The organism is Flavobacterium sp. MEB061, from assembly GCF_000834715.1.
Lineage (GTDB): Bacteria > Bacteroidota > Bacteroidia > Flavobacteriales > Flavobacteriaceae > Flavobacterium > Flavobacterium pectinovorum.
Window position 1 is genome coordinate 268,813 of sequence record NZ_JXQR01000074.1, and the last position, 14,846, is coordinate 283,658.

Here is a 14,846-nt window from a genome sequence, read left to right on the forward strand (position 1 = left end):
TCAAACTTCGTACATTTGCGGCTTAGAAACTTAGTTGCTTATCAGCTTAGAAACTTAGAATATGATTGAAATAGGAAAATACAATACACTAACTATATTACGTGATACCAAAGTTGGTTTGTTTTTAGGGAATCCTGAAAAAGATCCCGAAGGAATTCACGACATTTTATTACCCAATAAATACGTTCCCAATGAATTTGAAATAGGCGAAGAACTTATCGTTTTTGTTTATTTAGATCATGAACAGCGTCCAGTTGCAACAACTCTTGAACCTTATATATTATTGAATGAATTTGCTCTTTTGCGAGTAAATTACATCAATCAGGTTGGTGCTTTTATGGATTGGGGAATGGAAAAAGACATTCTGGTTCCGTTTAAAGAGCAGGCTCGCCCAATGGAAAAAGGAAAACGTTACCTGGTTTACCTTTATATGGACGAAAAAACTAATCGTTTGGTAGCTTCAAGTAAATTGAACCAATTTTTGTCGAACGATCAGCTTACAGTTGAAAAGGGAGAAGAAGTTGATTTGATTGTTTCACATATTACCGAATTAGGAATAAATGTGATCATCAATGAGCAACATAAAGGTTTGTTATACAAAGATGAAGTGTATGATGATGCGATTAGAACAGGCGACAGAATGCGCGGATATATTAAAAACATTCGTCCTGACAATAAAATAGATGTTGCTTTGCAAGTACAGGGATATCAAAGTATTGAGCCAAATGCAGAGAAAATTTTAGATGAATTGCGTGCCAATAGAGGTTTTTTACGTTTAAATGACAATTCTCATCCCGAAGATATTAAAACAGTGTTGAAAATGAGCAAAAAGACATTTAAAAAAGCAATTGGAGCTTTATATAAAGATAAACTTATCGAAATTAAAGAAGACGGGATTTATCTGGTAAAAGAAGAATAGATTCTTTAAAATTCCAAAAAAAATAAAATTCCAAATTCCAATGTAGCATCGCATAATTGAAGCTTAAGATTAAAACGAAGTTCACATATAGCTTTGCGAACTTTTTTATAAAATCTTACAATAAAAAGCTTTTGCGAACTTTGCGGTTAAATTATCCGGTTTGCATTGGAATTTGGAATTTATTTTTTGGAATTTTAACCATTTATAACAAGAAAGGCTACTCATTACAAGTAGCCTTTCCCTTTTTATTCTAGTTTTAAAAAAAATTGTAATTAAAAAAAAACAGAAATAAAATTATTCGAATCAATCATTAAGATAATGACTTTAAAAATTTTAGAAATCATCTTCGTGATTGGTATGTCTTTAAATAGCTTATAACATTCGCATCAAAAGCAAAAAATCAATTTCACGGCAGAACCATTTGGTTTGTTTGATATTTATATTTATAGAAAGTTCTTCAATTTTAATTAAGTCCCCATTATCGTAATCCTTGTTAGACAAATTGAGTAAACAATTCTATTTTTTAACCTTAGGTGTTACTATCTCTCCTTTGAGTTTTTACAAATGCATAAACCATTTGCCCATCAATTAAAGTCTTAGTATTCAAAACCCCAAAAAAATGAGCGACAAATTTTTTAAATTTTCTCAAAAAAATCATTTTTTAGGTTAATAAATCAGTGAAAGAAAATCAATCTGAAATCAATGAAATAAATGTATCTAATTGATTTCTAGGGCGTAAAATTACTTCTTTTTTTTTAAAACGAATGTTAAATAATGTTATTTTTTGTAAGTAAATACTATTTGTTAACATTCAGCCACAATTTAGTAAAGACTTAAAGTAAATTGAGTAGGTAAAAATGTAAAAATGGTTTATTTTTACACTATAATTATTTAAAAGATACAAATAGAAATGGATTGGATTACTGCCAGAGAATTTGAAGATATAACTTATAAAAAATGTAATGGAGTTGCAAGAATTGCTTTTAACAGACCAAATGTTAGAAATGCTTTTCGCCCAAAAACAACTTCAGAATTATACCAGGCTTTTTACGATGCACAAGAAGATACTTCGATTGGGGTAGTTTTGCTTTCTGCAGAAGGACCATCAACAAAAGATGGCGTTTATTCTTTTTGCAGCGGAGGGGATCAAAATGCACGTGGACATCAGGGTTATGTTGGCGAAGATGGCCAGCACCGTTTAAATATTCTCGAAGTTCAGCGTTTAATTCGTTTTATGCCTAAAGTGGTTATTGCCGTTGTTCCTGGTTGGGCAGTTGGCGGCGGACATAGTTTACATGTGGTTTGCGACATGACTTTGGCTAGTAAAGAACATGCTATTTTTAAACAAACTGATGCTGATGTGACTAGTTTTGATGGTGGTTACGGATCTGCATATCTGGCCAAAATGGTGGGACAGAAAAAAGCACGTGAGATTTTCTTTTTAGGAAGAAACTATTCAGCTCAGGAAGCAATGGATATGGGAATGGTAAATGCCGTAATTCCGCATGATGAGCTTGAAGATACTGCTTATGAGTGGGCTCAGGAAATTCTTCAAAAATCACCAACTTCTATAAAAATGCTAAAATTTGCAATGAATTTAACCGATGACGGAATGGTTGGTCAGCAGGTATTTGCAGGAGAAGCAACACGTTTGGCCTATATGACCGAAGAAGCAAAAGAAGGAAGAAATGCCTTTTTAGAAAAAAGAAAACCAAACTTCGGAGAAAATAAATGGTTACCATAAGAAGTTAAAAATTGTTTCAAGTTTCAGGTTTCAAGTTGCGAAATCCAAAACTTGAAACCTGAAACTTGAAACAAAAATTAAACAAAACAAATTATAAATGAAACATTGGATTGAAGCCGCCAGACTGCGCACATTGCCTTTATCAGTTTCCGGAATAATAGTAGGAAGCATATACGCCCTATCAAACCCAACCGAAACCATCAATACACCAACTGAAGTTTTTAGCTGGAAAATTTTTGGTTTTTCACTTTTAACGACACTTGGCTTACAGATTTTATCCAATTTTGCAAATGATTATGGAGATGGTGTAAAAGGTACTGATAATGCTGACAGAGTTGGTCCGCAACGCGCGATACAAAGTGGCGTAATTACTCCGCAGGCAATGAAAAAAGCCATTATAATTACTTCGATATTGACCTTTTTATCAGCAATTATTTTAATATATTTTGCTTTTGGAGAAAGTAATTTCGGATATTCCATATTTTTTCTACTATTAGGAATTGCTGCAATTGCTTCTGCAATTCGTTACACAGTTGGTAATTCTGCTTACGGATACAAAGGTTTTGGAGATATTTTTGTTTTTGTATTCTTCGGACTTGTAAGCACTTTGGGAGTAAACTTTTTGTATTCGAAAGAAGTAGATCCTATTTTAATTTTACCTGCAGTTTCAATTGGTTTATTAAGCGTTGGGGTTTTAAACCTTAATAATATGCGTGATGAAGAATCAGACAAAAAATCAGGAAAAAATACAATTGTAGTTCAAATGGGCGGGGCAAAAGCAAAAATATACCATTTTGCATTGATTATAACAGCTATGCTTTTGGTTCTTGTTTTTGCGATATTGAGTGATTATCGTTTTGATCAGTATTTATTTTTATTGGCATATATACCTTTAACCAAACATTTAATTACCGTTTATAAAAATCAGAATCCTAAGTTGTTAGATCCGGAATTAAAAAAACTAGCACTTAGTACATTCTTACTTTCTATATTATTAACGTTATGTATGATTTCGCTGATTTCAGACATCATTGTTAATCTCTTCTTAGGCGGAAGATAAAATAAAGTTCAATTTTAAAAACTCATCAAATGAAAATTACATTTTACGGACATGCTTCTTTAGGTATCGAAGTGGGAGGAAAACACATAATTGTTGATCCTTTTATTACAGGAAATCCACAAGCGGCGGCAATCGATATAAACACACTAAAAGCGGATTATATTTTATTAACGCATGCACATGGCGATCACGTTCTTGATGTTGAAGCTATTGCAAATCGTACCAATGCAGTAATTGTTTCTAATGCAGAAATTACAAGCTATTATGCCAAACAAGGACTTAATGCGCACCCGATGAATCACGGCGGGAGCTGGAAATTTGATTTTGGAAAAGTAAAATATGTAAACGCAATTCACTCAAGTTCTTTTCCTGACGGCAGTTACGGAGGAAATCCTGGTGGTTTCGTAATAGAAAGCGAACATAAAAACATATACATTGCCGGAGATACAGCTCTTACAATGGATATGAAACTGATTCCGTTAAGAACAAAATTAGATTTGGCAATCCTTCCAATTGGAGATAATTTTACAATGGATGTTGAAGATGCCATAATTGCTTCTGATTTTGTAGAATGTGATAAAATTTTAGGTTATCATTTTGATACTTTTGGTTACATCGAAATCAATAAAGAAGAATCTATTCGCAAATTTTTCGATAAAGGAAAAGATTTAATGCTTTTAGAGATTGGAGAATCTATTGAATTATAATTAATAACTGATTCCACACTATTAGCTATGTTTTTTTGTGGTTCCCGAAATATCCGGGACCACAAAAGAACATGTTTTATCAAAGTTTTAAAAAGATATTTTGCGTTAATTAAATATGGATAATATTAAGTTTATTTGTGATTGCTGTGGTAAAGAACATGAGAGTTGGCCTGCACTAACCTATAATACCCCAAGCAGTTATTACAATCTTTCACCTCAGGAACAGGAAGAAATAGCCGTAATCGATCAGGATTTTTGTGTAATTAAGTATCCGGATCATGTAGATCGATTTGTCAGATGTGTTCTTATTCAGAAAGTTAATGACCATTGTGAAGATCTTGAATATGGTTTTTGGGTTTCCTTAAGCGAAAAAAGTTTTAAAGATTATCTCGAAAATTTTGATAACGAAAATCATGAAACACAATATTTTGGATGGCTTTGCAATTATATTCCACAATATAAATTTTCAAATAGCGTTCCTACAACCGTTGTAACCAAAAGTGGTAATGACAGACCGGAAATTTTTCCTCATCAGGATTTTGACCATCCTTTTGTAAAAGATTATTATGAAGGAATTACAAAAGAAGAAGCTGAAAAAAGAATTCAGGGAATGCTAAAAAATTAGGCTTGAAATTTGCATGAAATATTTAAACTAAATTTTCTAAAATGAATTTAAAACAAATAGCCCTATTTCTTTTAATAACAGTTTCTTATAACTCTTTTGCACAAAAAGATGGTTATTGGGACAAAGAACGCGCCACGACAAAAGAAATTATTGTTTATGCACGTGACCGAATCACTCTGACAACTGAAGATTTACCCGTTGGAACAACCGAAATCGTGTACAGAATTACTCTTCTGGACGAAAACCAACAAATGGCAAATAGTTTAGTTTCAGTATTAAAAGCAATTCCGGATCCTACAGGAATAAGTCAGGGTTCTGCCGGAGCAGTTTTTTTAATGTCAAAAATTTCCGGAGACGATACTTGTACTTATGCATTGTTTACTTCTGGAGAAAATGCAAAAAAGTATATTGAAGACGGTAAAACAGACAAGGCTTGTTACGCTCAGGTTGATGCCGTAAGCAAAGACGCCAAACGATTATCGCTGGATAAATCTTCTTGTTTAGGACAAAACGTAAATACAATATGGTTTGGTTTTCACAGTAAAAACTGGGTTTTAAATCAAAAAATAGTTTTGGAAGTTGTGCCGTGGGTTGATACAAAACTGAATCGAGGCTGGAATCAGGACAATAAAAATGAAATTATCAGCTTATGCAAAACATCTACAATGGCACAAAAAATGGCCAATTCTGATGATTTTTGTGTTTGCATTATGGATAAAATAACAAAACAATATCGTTATTCAGAGTTTCAAAAATTATTGCCAATCGAAAAAAACAAAGTTTATAAAGATTTTGGTAACGCTTGCTACAAAGATGCTGACATTTCAAAAAATGTTTATAATGATTTGAGAACTCAGGCTTCGGTTTTAATAAAGCAACAAAAATACAATGAAGCAATTCCTAAATTAAATACCATAATTAATGACGGAAAAGCAACTGCACTGGACTACAGTTCTATAGGCTATTGTTATATTTTGACTAAGCAATATGCAAAAGCCATAAAATCATTAAAAGAAGGTGAGAAGTTAGACGATACAGAACTATTAGTCAAATTAAACCTGGCGCATGTTTATTTGGTTAGTGATGATTATAGCGAAGCAAAAGCGATTTATAAAAAATATCAGACTCAAAATGTTACTGACAGTTTAAGTTGGACAGAAAAAACAAAATTGGATTTTGCCGCTTTCCAAAAAGCAGGTTTACCATCAAAAGATTTTGAAAAAGTTTTAAAACTTTATAATTAAAAATTTTTCCATCATATAAGTTATATAAGTAAATTTAAGTTAGCCACTACGCAATATTTAAATGAACTTATATAACTTATATGGTTTAAAAAACATACCAACTTGAAAGCAACTTACCACAAATACATGCTCGAATTCAAACGCCCGTCGGGAACGTCGCGTGGCATTATGACAGAAAAAGAAACCTGGTTTATTGTTCTTGAAAAAGACGGTAAAAAAGGAATAGGCGAGTGTGGTATTTTGCGCGGTTTAAGTGCTGATGATCGTGATGATTATGAAGAAAAACTAAATTGGGCATGCCAGAATGTTCATTTAGGAGAAACGGCACTTTGGGAAGCTTTATTAGAATTTCCGTCTATACAATTTGGAATTGAAATGGCTTTTTTATCCTTTAAAAGTGAAAATCCGTATTTATTATTTCCTTCAGATTTTACCAATACTACTAAATCAATTACAATAAACGGATTGGTTTGGATGGGAGAGGCTTCATTCATGAAACAGCAAATTGAAGAGAAATTAGCAGATGGTTTTAATTGTATAAAATTGAAAATTGGAGCAATCGATTTTCAAAAAGAGTTGGAATTATTACAGTTTATAAGAAGTCATTTTTCTGCAGAACAAATAGAAATTCGTGTGGATGCCAATGGAGCTTTTGCTTTAAATGAAGCTTTAAATAAATTAAATCAACTAAATCAATTTCAGCTTCATAGTATTGAACAGCCTATAAAAAAAGGTAATATTAAAGCGATGAAAGACTTGTGTGAAACAACACCATTTCCTATTGCATTAGACGAAGAATTAATAGGCATTTTTTCATTCGAAGAAAAAGAAAAATTACTAAAGGAAATTAAACCGCAATATATCATTCTTAAACCAAGTTTTGTTGGAGGTTTTAGAGGAACACAGGAATGGATAACATTAGCAGATAAATATAATATTGGCTGGTGGATTACATCGGCATTAGAAAGTAATATTGGTTTAAACGCCATTGCACAATGGACTTTTCTGCAAAATTCAAATATGCCGCAAGGTTTAGGTACAGGAGCACTTTACAATAATAATATTGATTGTCCGCTTGAAGTTTCTAATGGTCAATTATGGTATAATAAGGCTAAAAACTGGGATTCTGGTTTTCTTGAGAAAGCATAAAAAAAACTGGCTTTTGACCAGTTTTTAAGGTTTAATCAATATTTGGTTTTATTCTTTTCCGCCCATTAGGTTTTCCTGTAAATCTTTTAGATCCTGCCATTTCCCTTCATAGGCAAGTAAGGCTTGTTTTGCCCACGTACTAGGATTGTGAATCGCATAATTTTCTCCTCCTGCATCTAGAATTGCCTGTAGTTTTTCGGTAGATGCTTCTGATAATTCCTTCCACGTACTGATTCCGGCAGCATTCATTAGAGTTTCAATTTTTGGTCCGATTCCTTCTACAATTTTCAAATCATTCTCTTCTATTTTTTTATTGCAAACCGATGCCGCCAAATCCTGATCAAAAAGAAAAACCGGAGTTGTACTGGCTGCAAATGATTGAGTTGTTTTTGATGTGGATAGTTTTACCGCTAAATCGGCTTCCAGAGCTGAAATTCTGGTATTCAGGCTTTTTGTATGTGCTTTGCATGCATCCAAATCGGCTTGTAAATCAGCTGCAAGAGAACCATCTCCTTTTGAATTCATTTTCCCTAGTAAGTAACCTAAAATTCCACAGATTAATCCCACTAGCACAGGTATTAAAATACAAGGTATATTCATAATAGTATATTTTTGATTATTATTTGATCGTTATTACAGTTCTTCTGTTATTGGCTTTGCCTTCGGCAGTTGAATTTTCTCCAATTGGCTCATCAGGGCCTTCCGATTCGGTTGTAATGCGTTCGGCATCGATTCCATTTTTCACCAGATAATCTTTAGAAAATTCAGCCCGTTTTTGTCCCAAAATTACATTTGCATCACGGTTTCCAACATTATCAGAATGTCCCACAATTAAAACTGTAGCGTCTTTAACATTTTTCAGGTATTTCAAAATATCAGTTACTTTTTGTTTTTCAACCGCGTTTAAATTATCACTTGCTTTATTGGTGTTGAAATGTAGAATTAAAGGATCAGAATTGATTTTTTCTTTTAAAGTATTCCATTCATTATTAACAACCGTAGTGGTATCTAAAGCCGGAAAATTATATTCTACAGGACCAATAAGAGTATCAGAAATCATTTTCCAATTCTTAATAATTTCCCCTTTTGTATCAAACTGACTTGCCGTTAAACCTTTAGAAACAAAATAATTTTTAACCTCATTTGCTCTAGCAAGTCCAAGATTTTCAAAAGTGGAGTTGTTGGTTTCATCAGAAATAGCATAACCTGTAATTATTACTTTTTGTTTTGAATTTGAAGCTAAAAATGTTTTAAGATTTTCAATCCCAATTCCTATAGAATCACTAACGGGAGTAAGTAGTACAGCACTGTTTTTGAGGAATTTAAGGTTATCACCGGTGCGAAAATCAATTCCGGAACCATTAAGAATAAAACGAACCATAGTAGTATCATTGGCAGCTACGGTTTTTTTTTCGACAGCAACAGTTGGCGTTTTCATACTGCAATTGCAACAAAATTTGAGGTATAAAAAAGTGCCTAAAATAATTGTTATAGCAATGCCTAATAGATAAAGTGCTTTTTTAGACATGTTAATGAAGTTTAGATCCTATCAAAATTAACAAAAAAATAAATACAAATTGCTTTAATAATCAGTTATTTAAAATATAACATTCTATTTTTTAGATGATTACAGGATTAAATTGATTAGAATGTATTGATAAAATGCAATTTCAAACTGAATTAAAATGAGTAACTTGCAGTAAAAATTTAATTTGGAGTTAAAATGATTGAAATAGAAAGAAAGTTTCTTGTAAAATCAAATGATTTTAAAGAACAGGCTTTTACTCAAAATAAAATTGCACAAGGTTATTTGAGTTCACTTCCCGAAAGAACGGTGCGCGTGCGAATAAAGGGAGCTAAGGGATTTATTACAATAAAAGGAATTGGGCATCACGGTGGAATGTCACGCTTTGAGTGGGAAAATGAAATTCCGCTTGATGAAGCGCAGGAACTGCTAAAATTATGCGAAAAAGGTAAAATCGAAAAGACACGTTTTGAAATAAAAGCCGGAAAACATGTTTTTGAAGTAGATGAATTTTATGGAGAAAATGAAGGTTTGGTAATGGCTGAAATTGAATTGGAATCAGAAACAGAATCTTTTGAAAAACCGGAGTGGCTTGGAGAAGAAGTTACTAATGATAAAAGATATTACAACGCTTATTTGAGCAAAAATCCCTTTAAAGACTGGGAAAAATAATAGATTTATGACAGAATACGATTTGATAATTGTTGGAGGCGGCCCAATTGGATTAGCCTGCGCAATTGAAGCTCAAAAGAAAAACTTACGCTATTTAATTATTGAAAAAGGTGCAATTGTAAATAGTATTTTCAATTATCCGTTGTACATGACTTTTTTTTCAACGGCCGAAAGACTTGAAATTGGAAATATCCCATTTAATTGCCTTGCACCAAAACCCGGCCGTCAGGAAGCTTTAGAATATTACCGAAACATTCATCGCTATTTTAATTTTTCCATTAATTTGTTTGAAGAAGTAATTGGTGTTGAAAAGCAAGAGAATTCGGTTTTCAAAATAACTTCTGACAAAAAATCTTATGAAGCCAGGAATGTTGTTATCGCTACAGGTTTTTACGATATTCCGATAGAAATGAATGTGAAGGGAGAGGAATTGCCCAAAGTTAGACATTATTATAAGGAAGCTCATGAATATGCTTTTAGAAATATTTTAGTTGTTGGCGCCAATAATTCATCTGTTGATGCTGCTTTAGAATGTTGGCGAAAAGGAGCTAATGTAACGATGGTGATTCGCAAAAACGAAATCAATAATCGCGTAAAATATTGGGTAAAACCAGATATCGAAAATCGAATTGAAGAAGGAAGTATAAAAGCCTATTTTCAATCGAATATTACTGAAATCAGGGAAAATGAAGTTGAAATAGAAACTCTAAACGGTAAAGTTACTATTGAAAATGATTTTGTTCTTGCCTTAACCGGATATAAACCTGATTTGACTTTTCTTGAAAAAATGGGTATTCAGCTTTCTAATGATGAACTAAAAATACCAACTTATAATCCTGAAACAATGGAAACTAATGTCGAAGGTTTATTTTTGGCAGGAGTAGTTTGCGGTGGAATGCAGACACATAAATGGTTTATTGAAAACTCACGCATTCATGCGAATATGATTGTAGATTCTATTACTTCGAAATAAAAAAAGTTGCCACAGATTAAAAGATTCTATTGATTATTTTTGCCACGAATTCACAAATTTGTTTGAAATATTAAACACAATCATTCGTGAATTCGTGGCTATTTTTTAAATCTAAATCTTTTTAATCCGTGGCAAAAAACTTTTAAGAACTACAAGAAAGCATAGAACAACCCACTTTTGAGCGTGCCCAATCTGGTCGTTTTGCGAACCATTTTTCTAATTCCGGCTGCTCGTCATATGGCTTTTGCAATAGCAAGTACAATTCATTTATCAACGAATAATCTTCCTGATCTGCAGCATCGATGGCCAATTGTGCCATATAATTTCGCAGTACATATTTTGGATTAATTGTATTCATTTTTTGTGCACGATCTTCATCCGATAATGTTTCATTGTTTAATCTTTCGAGGTAAACTGAAAACCATTTTTTCCAGGATTCTAAAATGTCTCCTGAAATTTCTTCACGAATATAAAAGGCATCCTGAATTTTTTCAATAGCGTCTTCTACAGAATCTTCTTTTTTAATTTTACTTAAATTTCTAAAAAAGATCGTCATATCAGTTTCAGATAATTGCAAAACAGTTTCTAAAGCGGTAACTAATTTATCGTCAGCATCAGTTGAAGTAAAAATACCTAATTTGCTTAAAAACATCACTTTATAATCAGATTCAAAATCATTTATAAATGATTCTAAAATCTTTTCTAAAGGTTCTGCTTCATTTATTAAAGGATAAAGCGCATTGGCCAATTGAAACAAATTCCATTGAGCGACCTGAGGCTGATTGCCAAAACGATATCTTCTGTTTTGACTATCAGTTGTATTTGGTGTCCAGTTTGGATCATAATTTTCTAACCAGCCATACGGACCATAATCAATTGTGATTCCGTGAATTGACATATTATCGGTATTCATTACACCATGCACAAAACCAACACGCTGCCAATGCAAAATCATTTCGCGGGTGGTATCTACAACTTTTTTGAAAAATTGTAAATATTGTTCCTTTGGCTCACCTGTAATTTCGGGAAAATAATGTTTGATATTATATTCAACAAATTGTTTTAAATTTTTAAGTTCATTTCGGGCTGTAAGCATTTCAAAACTTCCAAAACGAATAAAAGAGGGAGCAATACGACAAACAATGGCGCCTTTTTCGTAAGCGGGGTTTCCGTTATACAAGATATCACGCAAAACCTGATCTCCAGACAACATTAGCGAAAGTGATCGGGTAGTGGGAACTCCCAAATAATGCATGGCTTCGGCACATAAATATTCTCTTATCGAAGAGCGCAAAACGGCCAAACCATCAGCGGTTCTGGAATATGGAGTTTTTCCTGCACCTTTTAGCTGAAGGGTAAAAAACTCATTATTATGTTCAACTTCAGTTAGGTTAATCGCACGTCCATCACCCAATTGTCCAGCCCAGTTCCCGAATTGATGTCCGGCATAACACATGGCGTAAGGTTTTGTTTCCGGCAAAATTTCTTTTCCCGAAAATGCATTCAAAAAGGCTTCTGACTGAATTTCATCTGCAGAAATTCCAACCAATTCAGCAACTTCTTCAGAGGCATGAATTAGTTTTGGTTCAGTAGGTTTTGTTGGATTTACGTATGAAAATAACGCATTTTTAACCTGACGAATTTCATTTGTTTCGTCCGGATCTGCGGGTAGTTCAACAGTAAATCGATTATTTATTTTTAAATTTTTCATTATAATTTTATTTTTTTTGCCACAAATTAAATAATTCTAATATCTAGAAAAAAAGCCACGAATTCACGAATGATTGCGCATAATTTTTAAATAAATTCGTGAATTCGTGGCTATTTTTTAGATTGTTACAATAAAATCTGAGACAAAAACTTCTTTTTAAACAAGTTTATCCGCGTACATTTTTTTTAATTTCTGCACTTTCGGATCAATTACGATTTGGCAGTAACGTGCATCCTGATTGTTATTGTAATAATTTTGATGATCTTCTTCGGCTTCGTAAAAAATCTCAAATTCAACTAATTGCGTTACAATTGGATCATCATAAAAGCCTTTTACTTCTTCAAAAACCTGTTCAGCAATTGCTTTTTGTTCTGCATCATGATACAAAATTACAGAACGGTATTGTGTTCCAACATCTGCTCCCTGACGGTTTAATGTTGTTGGATCATGACTTGTCATAAATATAAAAATCAAATCATGATATGAAATTATGTCAGGATCAAATGTAACTTGTATGACTTCGGCATGACCCGTTCTGCCAGTACAAACTTCACGATACGGAGGATTTTTGATAAAACCTCCTGAATATCCTGATTTTAAAGATTCTATTCCTTTTAAACGCTGAATTACAGCTTCTATACACCAAAAACATCCTCCACCAAAAGTGGCTACTGATAAATTTCCCATAAATGTTATAGTTAAAGTTTTATATGCCCTATTAATCCGATAGAATATTATGATAATTTATTCAAAAAAAGACTATTTAATTAAAGATACTAAAAGGTTATTTAATGTTTGAAGTTTATAATTGATAAATTCACAATTCTATAAAAAAGCAATATATTTGCAATCAAACTCAGGCACAATAATGAATAGCAAAAATAATACCATCAGCTTAGAAACATATTTTCAGGATTTTAGAAAAAATATTGTTGGAATAAATCAGGAATTTATGTCTCCATACGGTAAAAAACAGATTATTTATACTGATTGGACTGCAAGTGGAAGATTATATCGCCCAATTGAAGAGAAACTTCTTAATGAATTCGGGCCTTTTGTGGCGAACACACATACTGAAACTACTGTGTCAGGTACTGCCATGACAAAAGCGTATCATCATGCCAGACATATTATCAAGCGTCATACTAATGCAAATCAGGATGATGTTTTGATTACTGATGGAACAGGAATGACGGGCGTTATCAATAAATTCCAGCGTATTCTGGGTTTAAAAATTCCAGAAAACTTAAAGGATTTTATTACGGTTCCTGCCGAAAAAAAACCTGTTGTTTTCATTTCACATATGGAGCATCATTCTAATCAAACATCATGGTTAGAGACAATTGCAGATGTTGAAATTATTCCTTCTTGCGAAAAAGGACTTTTTTGCCTGGATAATCTTGAGCAATTATTAGAAAAATATACTGATAGAACAATTAAAATCGCTTCGATTACTTCATGCTCAAATGTTACAGGTTTGAAAACTCCTTTTCATGAAGCTGCAAAATTGATGCACAAACATAATGGCGTTTGTTTTGTAGATTTTGCCTGTTCAGGACCTTATGTAGAAATTGATATGCACCCTGCTGATCCTGAAGCTTATCTGGACGCGATTTTCTTTTCGCCACATAAATTTTTAGGCGGGCCAGGAACTTCGGGTGTTTTGATTTTTAATAAAAAATTATACAATAATATGATTCCCGATTGTCCGGGTGGGGGAACTGTAAGCTGGACAAATCCATGGGGTGAGCATAAATATGTTGACAATATTGAGGATCGTGAAGATGGCGGAACTCCTGGTTTCCTGCAGGTTATAAAAACTGCTTTGGCAATTGAGCTAAAGGAAGAAATGGGAATTGAAAACATTTTACAGCGTGAACACGAAATTGTTGATTATGTTTTTAGCGAATTAGGATCTGTTGAAAATATCAAAATTCTAGCTGGCCAACATAAAAATCGTTTGGGTGTTGTTTCTTTTTTTATAGAAAATTTACATTTTAATTTAGGTGTAAAATTATTGAATGACAAATTCGGAATTCAAACCAGAGGAGGATGTAGCTGCGCCGGAACTTACGGTCACTTTTTACTTCACGTAGATCAGGAAACTTCAAATAAATTGGTGAACGAAATTACGATTGGTGATTTGATCAAAAAACCGGGATGGATCAGAATGTCTATTCACCCAACTACTACTGATGAAGAAATTAAATTTGTTTGTGATAGCATAAAAGAATTGTCTAAAAACCATGAAACCTGGGCTTTAGATTATTCTTATGAAAAAAATACAAACGAATTTATCCATAAAAATGCAAATTCATTTGAAGATGAGTTGGTAGAAAAGTGGTTTAAATCATAATTTTTTTTTTACAAAGATTGACCGTAGAGACGCACAGCAGTGCGTGTACGTTCCAATTTACTATATTTAATTGACCAGAACAATCTGTTAGACGCACTGCTGTGCGTCTCTACGATATACGTTGCCAATAAAATATTGCGGTAAATATTTCGGTAAATGTT

At 32.9% G+C, this 14,846-nt stretch carries 14 protein-coding genes; 10 read left to right on the forward strand and 4 right to left on the reverse strand.

What is annotated here, in order from left to right; genetic code table 11:
- The first annotated feature begins 61 nt into the window (after positions 1–61).
- The 7 genes from RT99_RS22225 (at position 62) to RT99_RS22255 (ending at position 7,448) form a co-directional block, all read left to right on the forward strand.
- Positions 62–919 carry a S1 RNA-binding domain-containing protein gene (locus RT99_RS22225; protein WP_042566927.1) on the forward strand — a complete coding sequence of 286 codons (858 nt, stop codon included), beginning with the start codon at positions 62–64 and terminating at the stop codon, positions 917–919.
- A gap of 910 nt (positions 920–1,829) precedes the next feature.
- On the forward strand, positions 1,830–2,663 hold the full coding sequence (locus RT99_RS22230; RefSeq protein WP_035681238.1) for a 1,4-dihydroxy-2-naphthoyl-CoA synthase: 834 nt from the start codon (positions 1,830–1,832) through the stop codon (positions 2,661–2,663).
- Positions 2,664–2,760: 97 nt separating this feature from the next.
- On the forward strand, positions 2,761–3,723 hold the full coding sequence (gene menA / locus RT99_RS22235; protein WP_042566928.1) for a 1,4-dihydroxy-2-naphthoate octaprenyltransferase: 963 nt from the start codon (positions 2,761–2,763) through the stop codon (positions 3,721–3,723).
- Positions 3,724–3,752: 29 nt separating this feature from the next.
- Positions 3,753–4,430 (forward strand): metal-dependent hydrolase, encoded by a 678-nt coding sequence (locus RT99_RS22240; RefSeq protein ID WP_042566929.1) that lies wholly within the window; start codon positions 3,753–3,755, stop codon positions 4,428–4,430.
- A gap of 115 nt (positions 4,431–4,545) precedes the next feature.
- Positions 4,546–5,055, forward strand: coding sequence for a DUF2199 domain-containing protein (locus tag RT99_RS22245; RefSeq protein ID WP_052483768.1), 510 nt, complete (start codon positions 4,546–4,548; stop codon positions 5,053–5,055).
- A gap of 41 nt (positions 5,056–5,096) precedes the next feature.
- The gene (locus RT99_RS22250) at positions 5,097–6,299 is read left to right on the forward strand and encodes a M48 family metallopeptidase (protein WP_042566930.1); all 1,203 of its coding nucleotides are present in this window, start codon (positions 5,097–5,099) and stop codon (positions 6,297–6,299) included.
- A 102-nt stretch (positions 6,300–6,401) separates the two neighbouring features.
- Positions 6,402–7,448, forward strand: coding sequence for an o-succinylbenzoate synthase (locus tag RT99_RS22255; RefSeq protein WP_042566931.1), 1,047 nt, complete (start codon positions 6,402–6,404; stop codon positions 7,446–7,448).
- Positions 7,449–7,496: 48 nt separating this feature from the next.
- Here the strand turns inward: RT99_RS22255 and RT99_RS22260 are convergent, their stop codons facing one another.
- Both RT99_RS22260 and RT99_RS22265 read right to left on the reverse strand, forming a co-directional pair.
- Positions 7,497–8,048 carry a hypothetical protein gene (locus RT99_RS22260; RefSeq protein ID WP_042566932.1) on the reverse strand — a complete coding sequence of 184 codons (552 nt, stop codon included), beginning with the start codon at positions 8,046–8,048 and terminating at the stop codon, positions 7,497–7,499.
- Positions 8,049–8,067: 19 nt separating this feature from the next.
- Complete coding sequence (locus RT99_RS22265) at positions 8,068–8,976, reverse strand: OmpA family protein (RefSeq protein ID WP_042566933.1); 909 nt, start codon at positions 8,974–8,976, stop codon at positions 8,068–8,070.
- A gap of 195 nt (positions 8,977–9,171) precedes the next feature.
- Between RT99_RS22265 and RT99_RS22270 the strand changes: the two genes are divergently transcribed.
- Together RT99_RS22270 and RT99_RS22275 are read left to right on the forward strand one after the other, a co-directional pair.
- Positions 9,172–9,645 carry a CYTH domain-containing protein gene (locus RT99_RS22270; protein WP_042566934.1) on the forward strand — a complete coding sequence of 158 codons (474 nt, stop codon included), beginning with the start codon at positions 9,172–9,174 and terminating at the stop codon, positions 9,643–9,645.
- 7 nt (positions 9,646–9,652) lie between these two features.
- Complete coding sequence (locus tag RT99_RS22275) at positions 9,653–10,618, forward strand: YpdA family putative bacillithiol disulfide reductase (protein WP_042566935.1); 966 nt, start codon at positions 9,653–9,655, stop codon at positions 10,616–10,618.
- A 142-nt stretch (positions 10,619–10,760) separates the two neighbouring features.
- Here the strand turns inward: RT99_RS22275 and RT99_RS22280 are convergent, their stop codons facing one another.
- Positions 10,761–12,329: a YdiU family protein gene (locus tag RT99_RS22280; protein ID WP_042566936.1), complete on the reverse strand. Its 1,569-nt coding sequence runs from the start codon at positions 12,327–12,329 to the stop codon at positions 10,761–10,763.
- 156 nt (positions 12,330–12,485) lie between these two features.
- The gene (msrA, locus tag RT99_RS22285) at positions 12,486–13,016 is read right to left on the reverse strand and encodes a peptide-methionine (S)-S-oxide reductase MsrA (protein ID WP_042566937.1); all 531 of its coding nucleotides are present in this window, start codon (positions 13,014–13,016) and stop codon (positions 12,486–12,488) included.
- Positions 13,017–13,197: 181 nt separating this feature from the next.
- Here msrA and RT99_RS22290 point away from each other — a divergent pair, with 181 nt between their 5' ends.
- Positions 13,198–14,685 carry an aminotransferase class V-fold PLP-dependent enzyme gene (locus RT99_RS22290; RefSeq protein ID WP_042566938.1) on the forward strand — a complete coding sequence of 496 codons (1,488 nt, stop codon included), beginning with the start codon at positions 13,198–13,200 and terminating at the stop codon, positions 14,683–14,685.
- Positions 14,686–14,846: the final 161 nt, after the last annotated feature.

Coding starts and splice junctions, on each gene's coding strand:
- RT99_RS22270 (WP_042566934.1), top strand. CDS start 9,172: ATGATTGAAATAGAAAGAAAGTTTCTTGTAAAATCAAATGATTTTAAA.
- RT99_RS22275 (WP_042566935.1), top strand. CDS start 9,653: ATGACAGAATACGATTTGATAATTGTTGGAGGCGGCCCAATTGGATTA.
- RT99_RS22290 (WP_042566938.1), top strand. CDS start 13,198: ATGAATAGCAAAAATAATACCATCAGCTTAGAAACATATTTTCAGGAT.
- RT99_RS22245 (WP_052483768.1), top strand. CDS start 4,546: ATGGATAATATTAAGTTTATTTGTGATTGCTGTGGTAAAGAACATGAG.
- RT99_RS22265 (WP_042566933.1), bottom strand. CDS start 8,976: ATGTCTAAAAAAGCACTTTATCTATTAGGCATTGCTATAACAATTATT.
- RT99_RS22230 (WP_035681238.1), top strand. CDS start 1,830: ATGGATTGGATTACTGCCAGAGAATTTGAAGATATAACTTATAAAAAA.
- RT99_RS22225 (WP_042566927.1), top strand. CDS start 62: ATGATTGAAATAGGAAAATACAATACACTAACTATATTACGTGATACC.
- RT99_RS22280 (WP_042566936.1), bottom strand. CDS start 12,329: ATGAAAAATTTAAAAATAAATAATCGATTTACTGTTGAACTACCCGCA.
- RT99_RS22260 (WP_042566932.1), bottom strand. CDS start 8,048: ATGAATATACCTTGTATTTTAATACCTGTGCTAGTGGGATTAATCTGT.
- RT99_RS22250 (WP_042566930.1), top strand. CDS start 5,097: ATGAATTTAAAACAAATAGCCCTATTTCTTTTAATAACAGTTTCTTAT.
- msrA (WP_042566937.1), bottom strand. CDS start 13,016: ATGGGAAATTTATCAGTAGCCACTTTTGGTGGAGGATGTTTTTGGTGT.
- RT99_RS22240 (WP_042566929.1), top strand. CDS start 3,753: ATGAAAATTACATTTTACGGACATGCTTCTTTAGGTATCGAAGTGGGA.
- menA (WP_042566928.1), top strand. CDS start 2,761: ATGAAACATTGGATTGAAGCCGCCAGACTGCGCACATTGCCTTTATCA.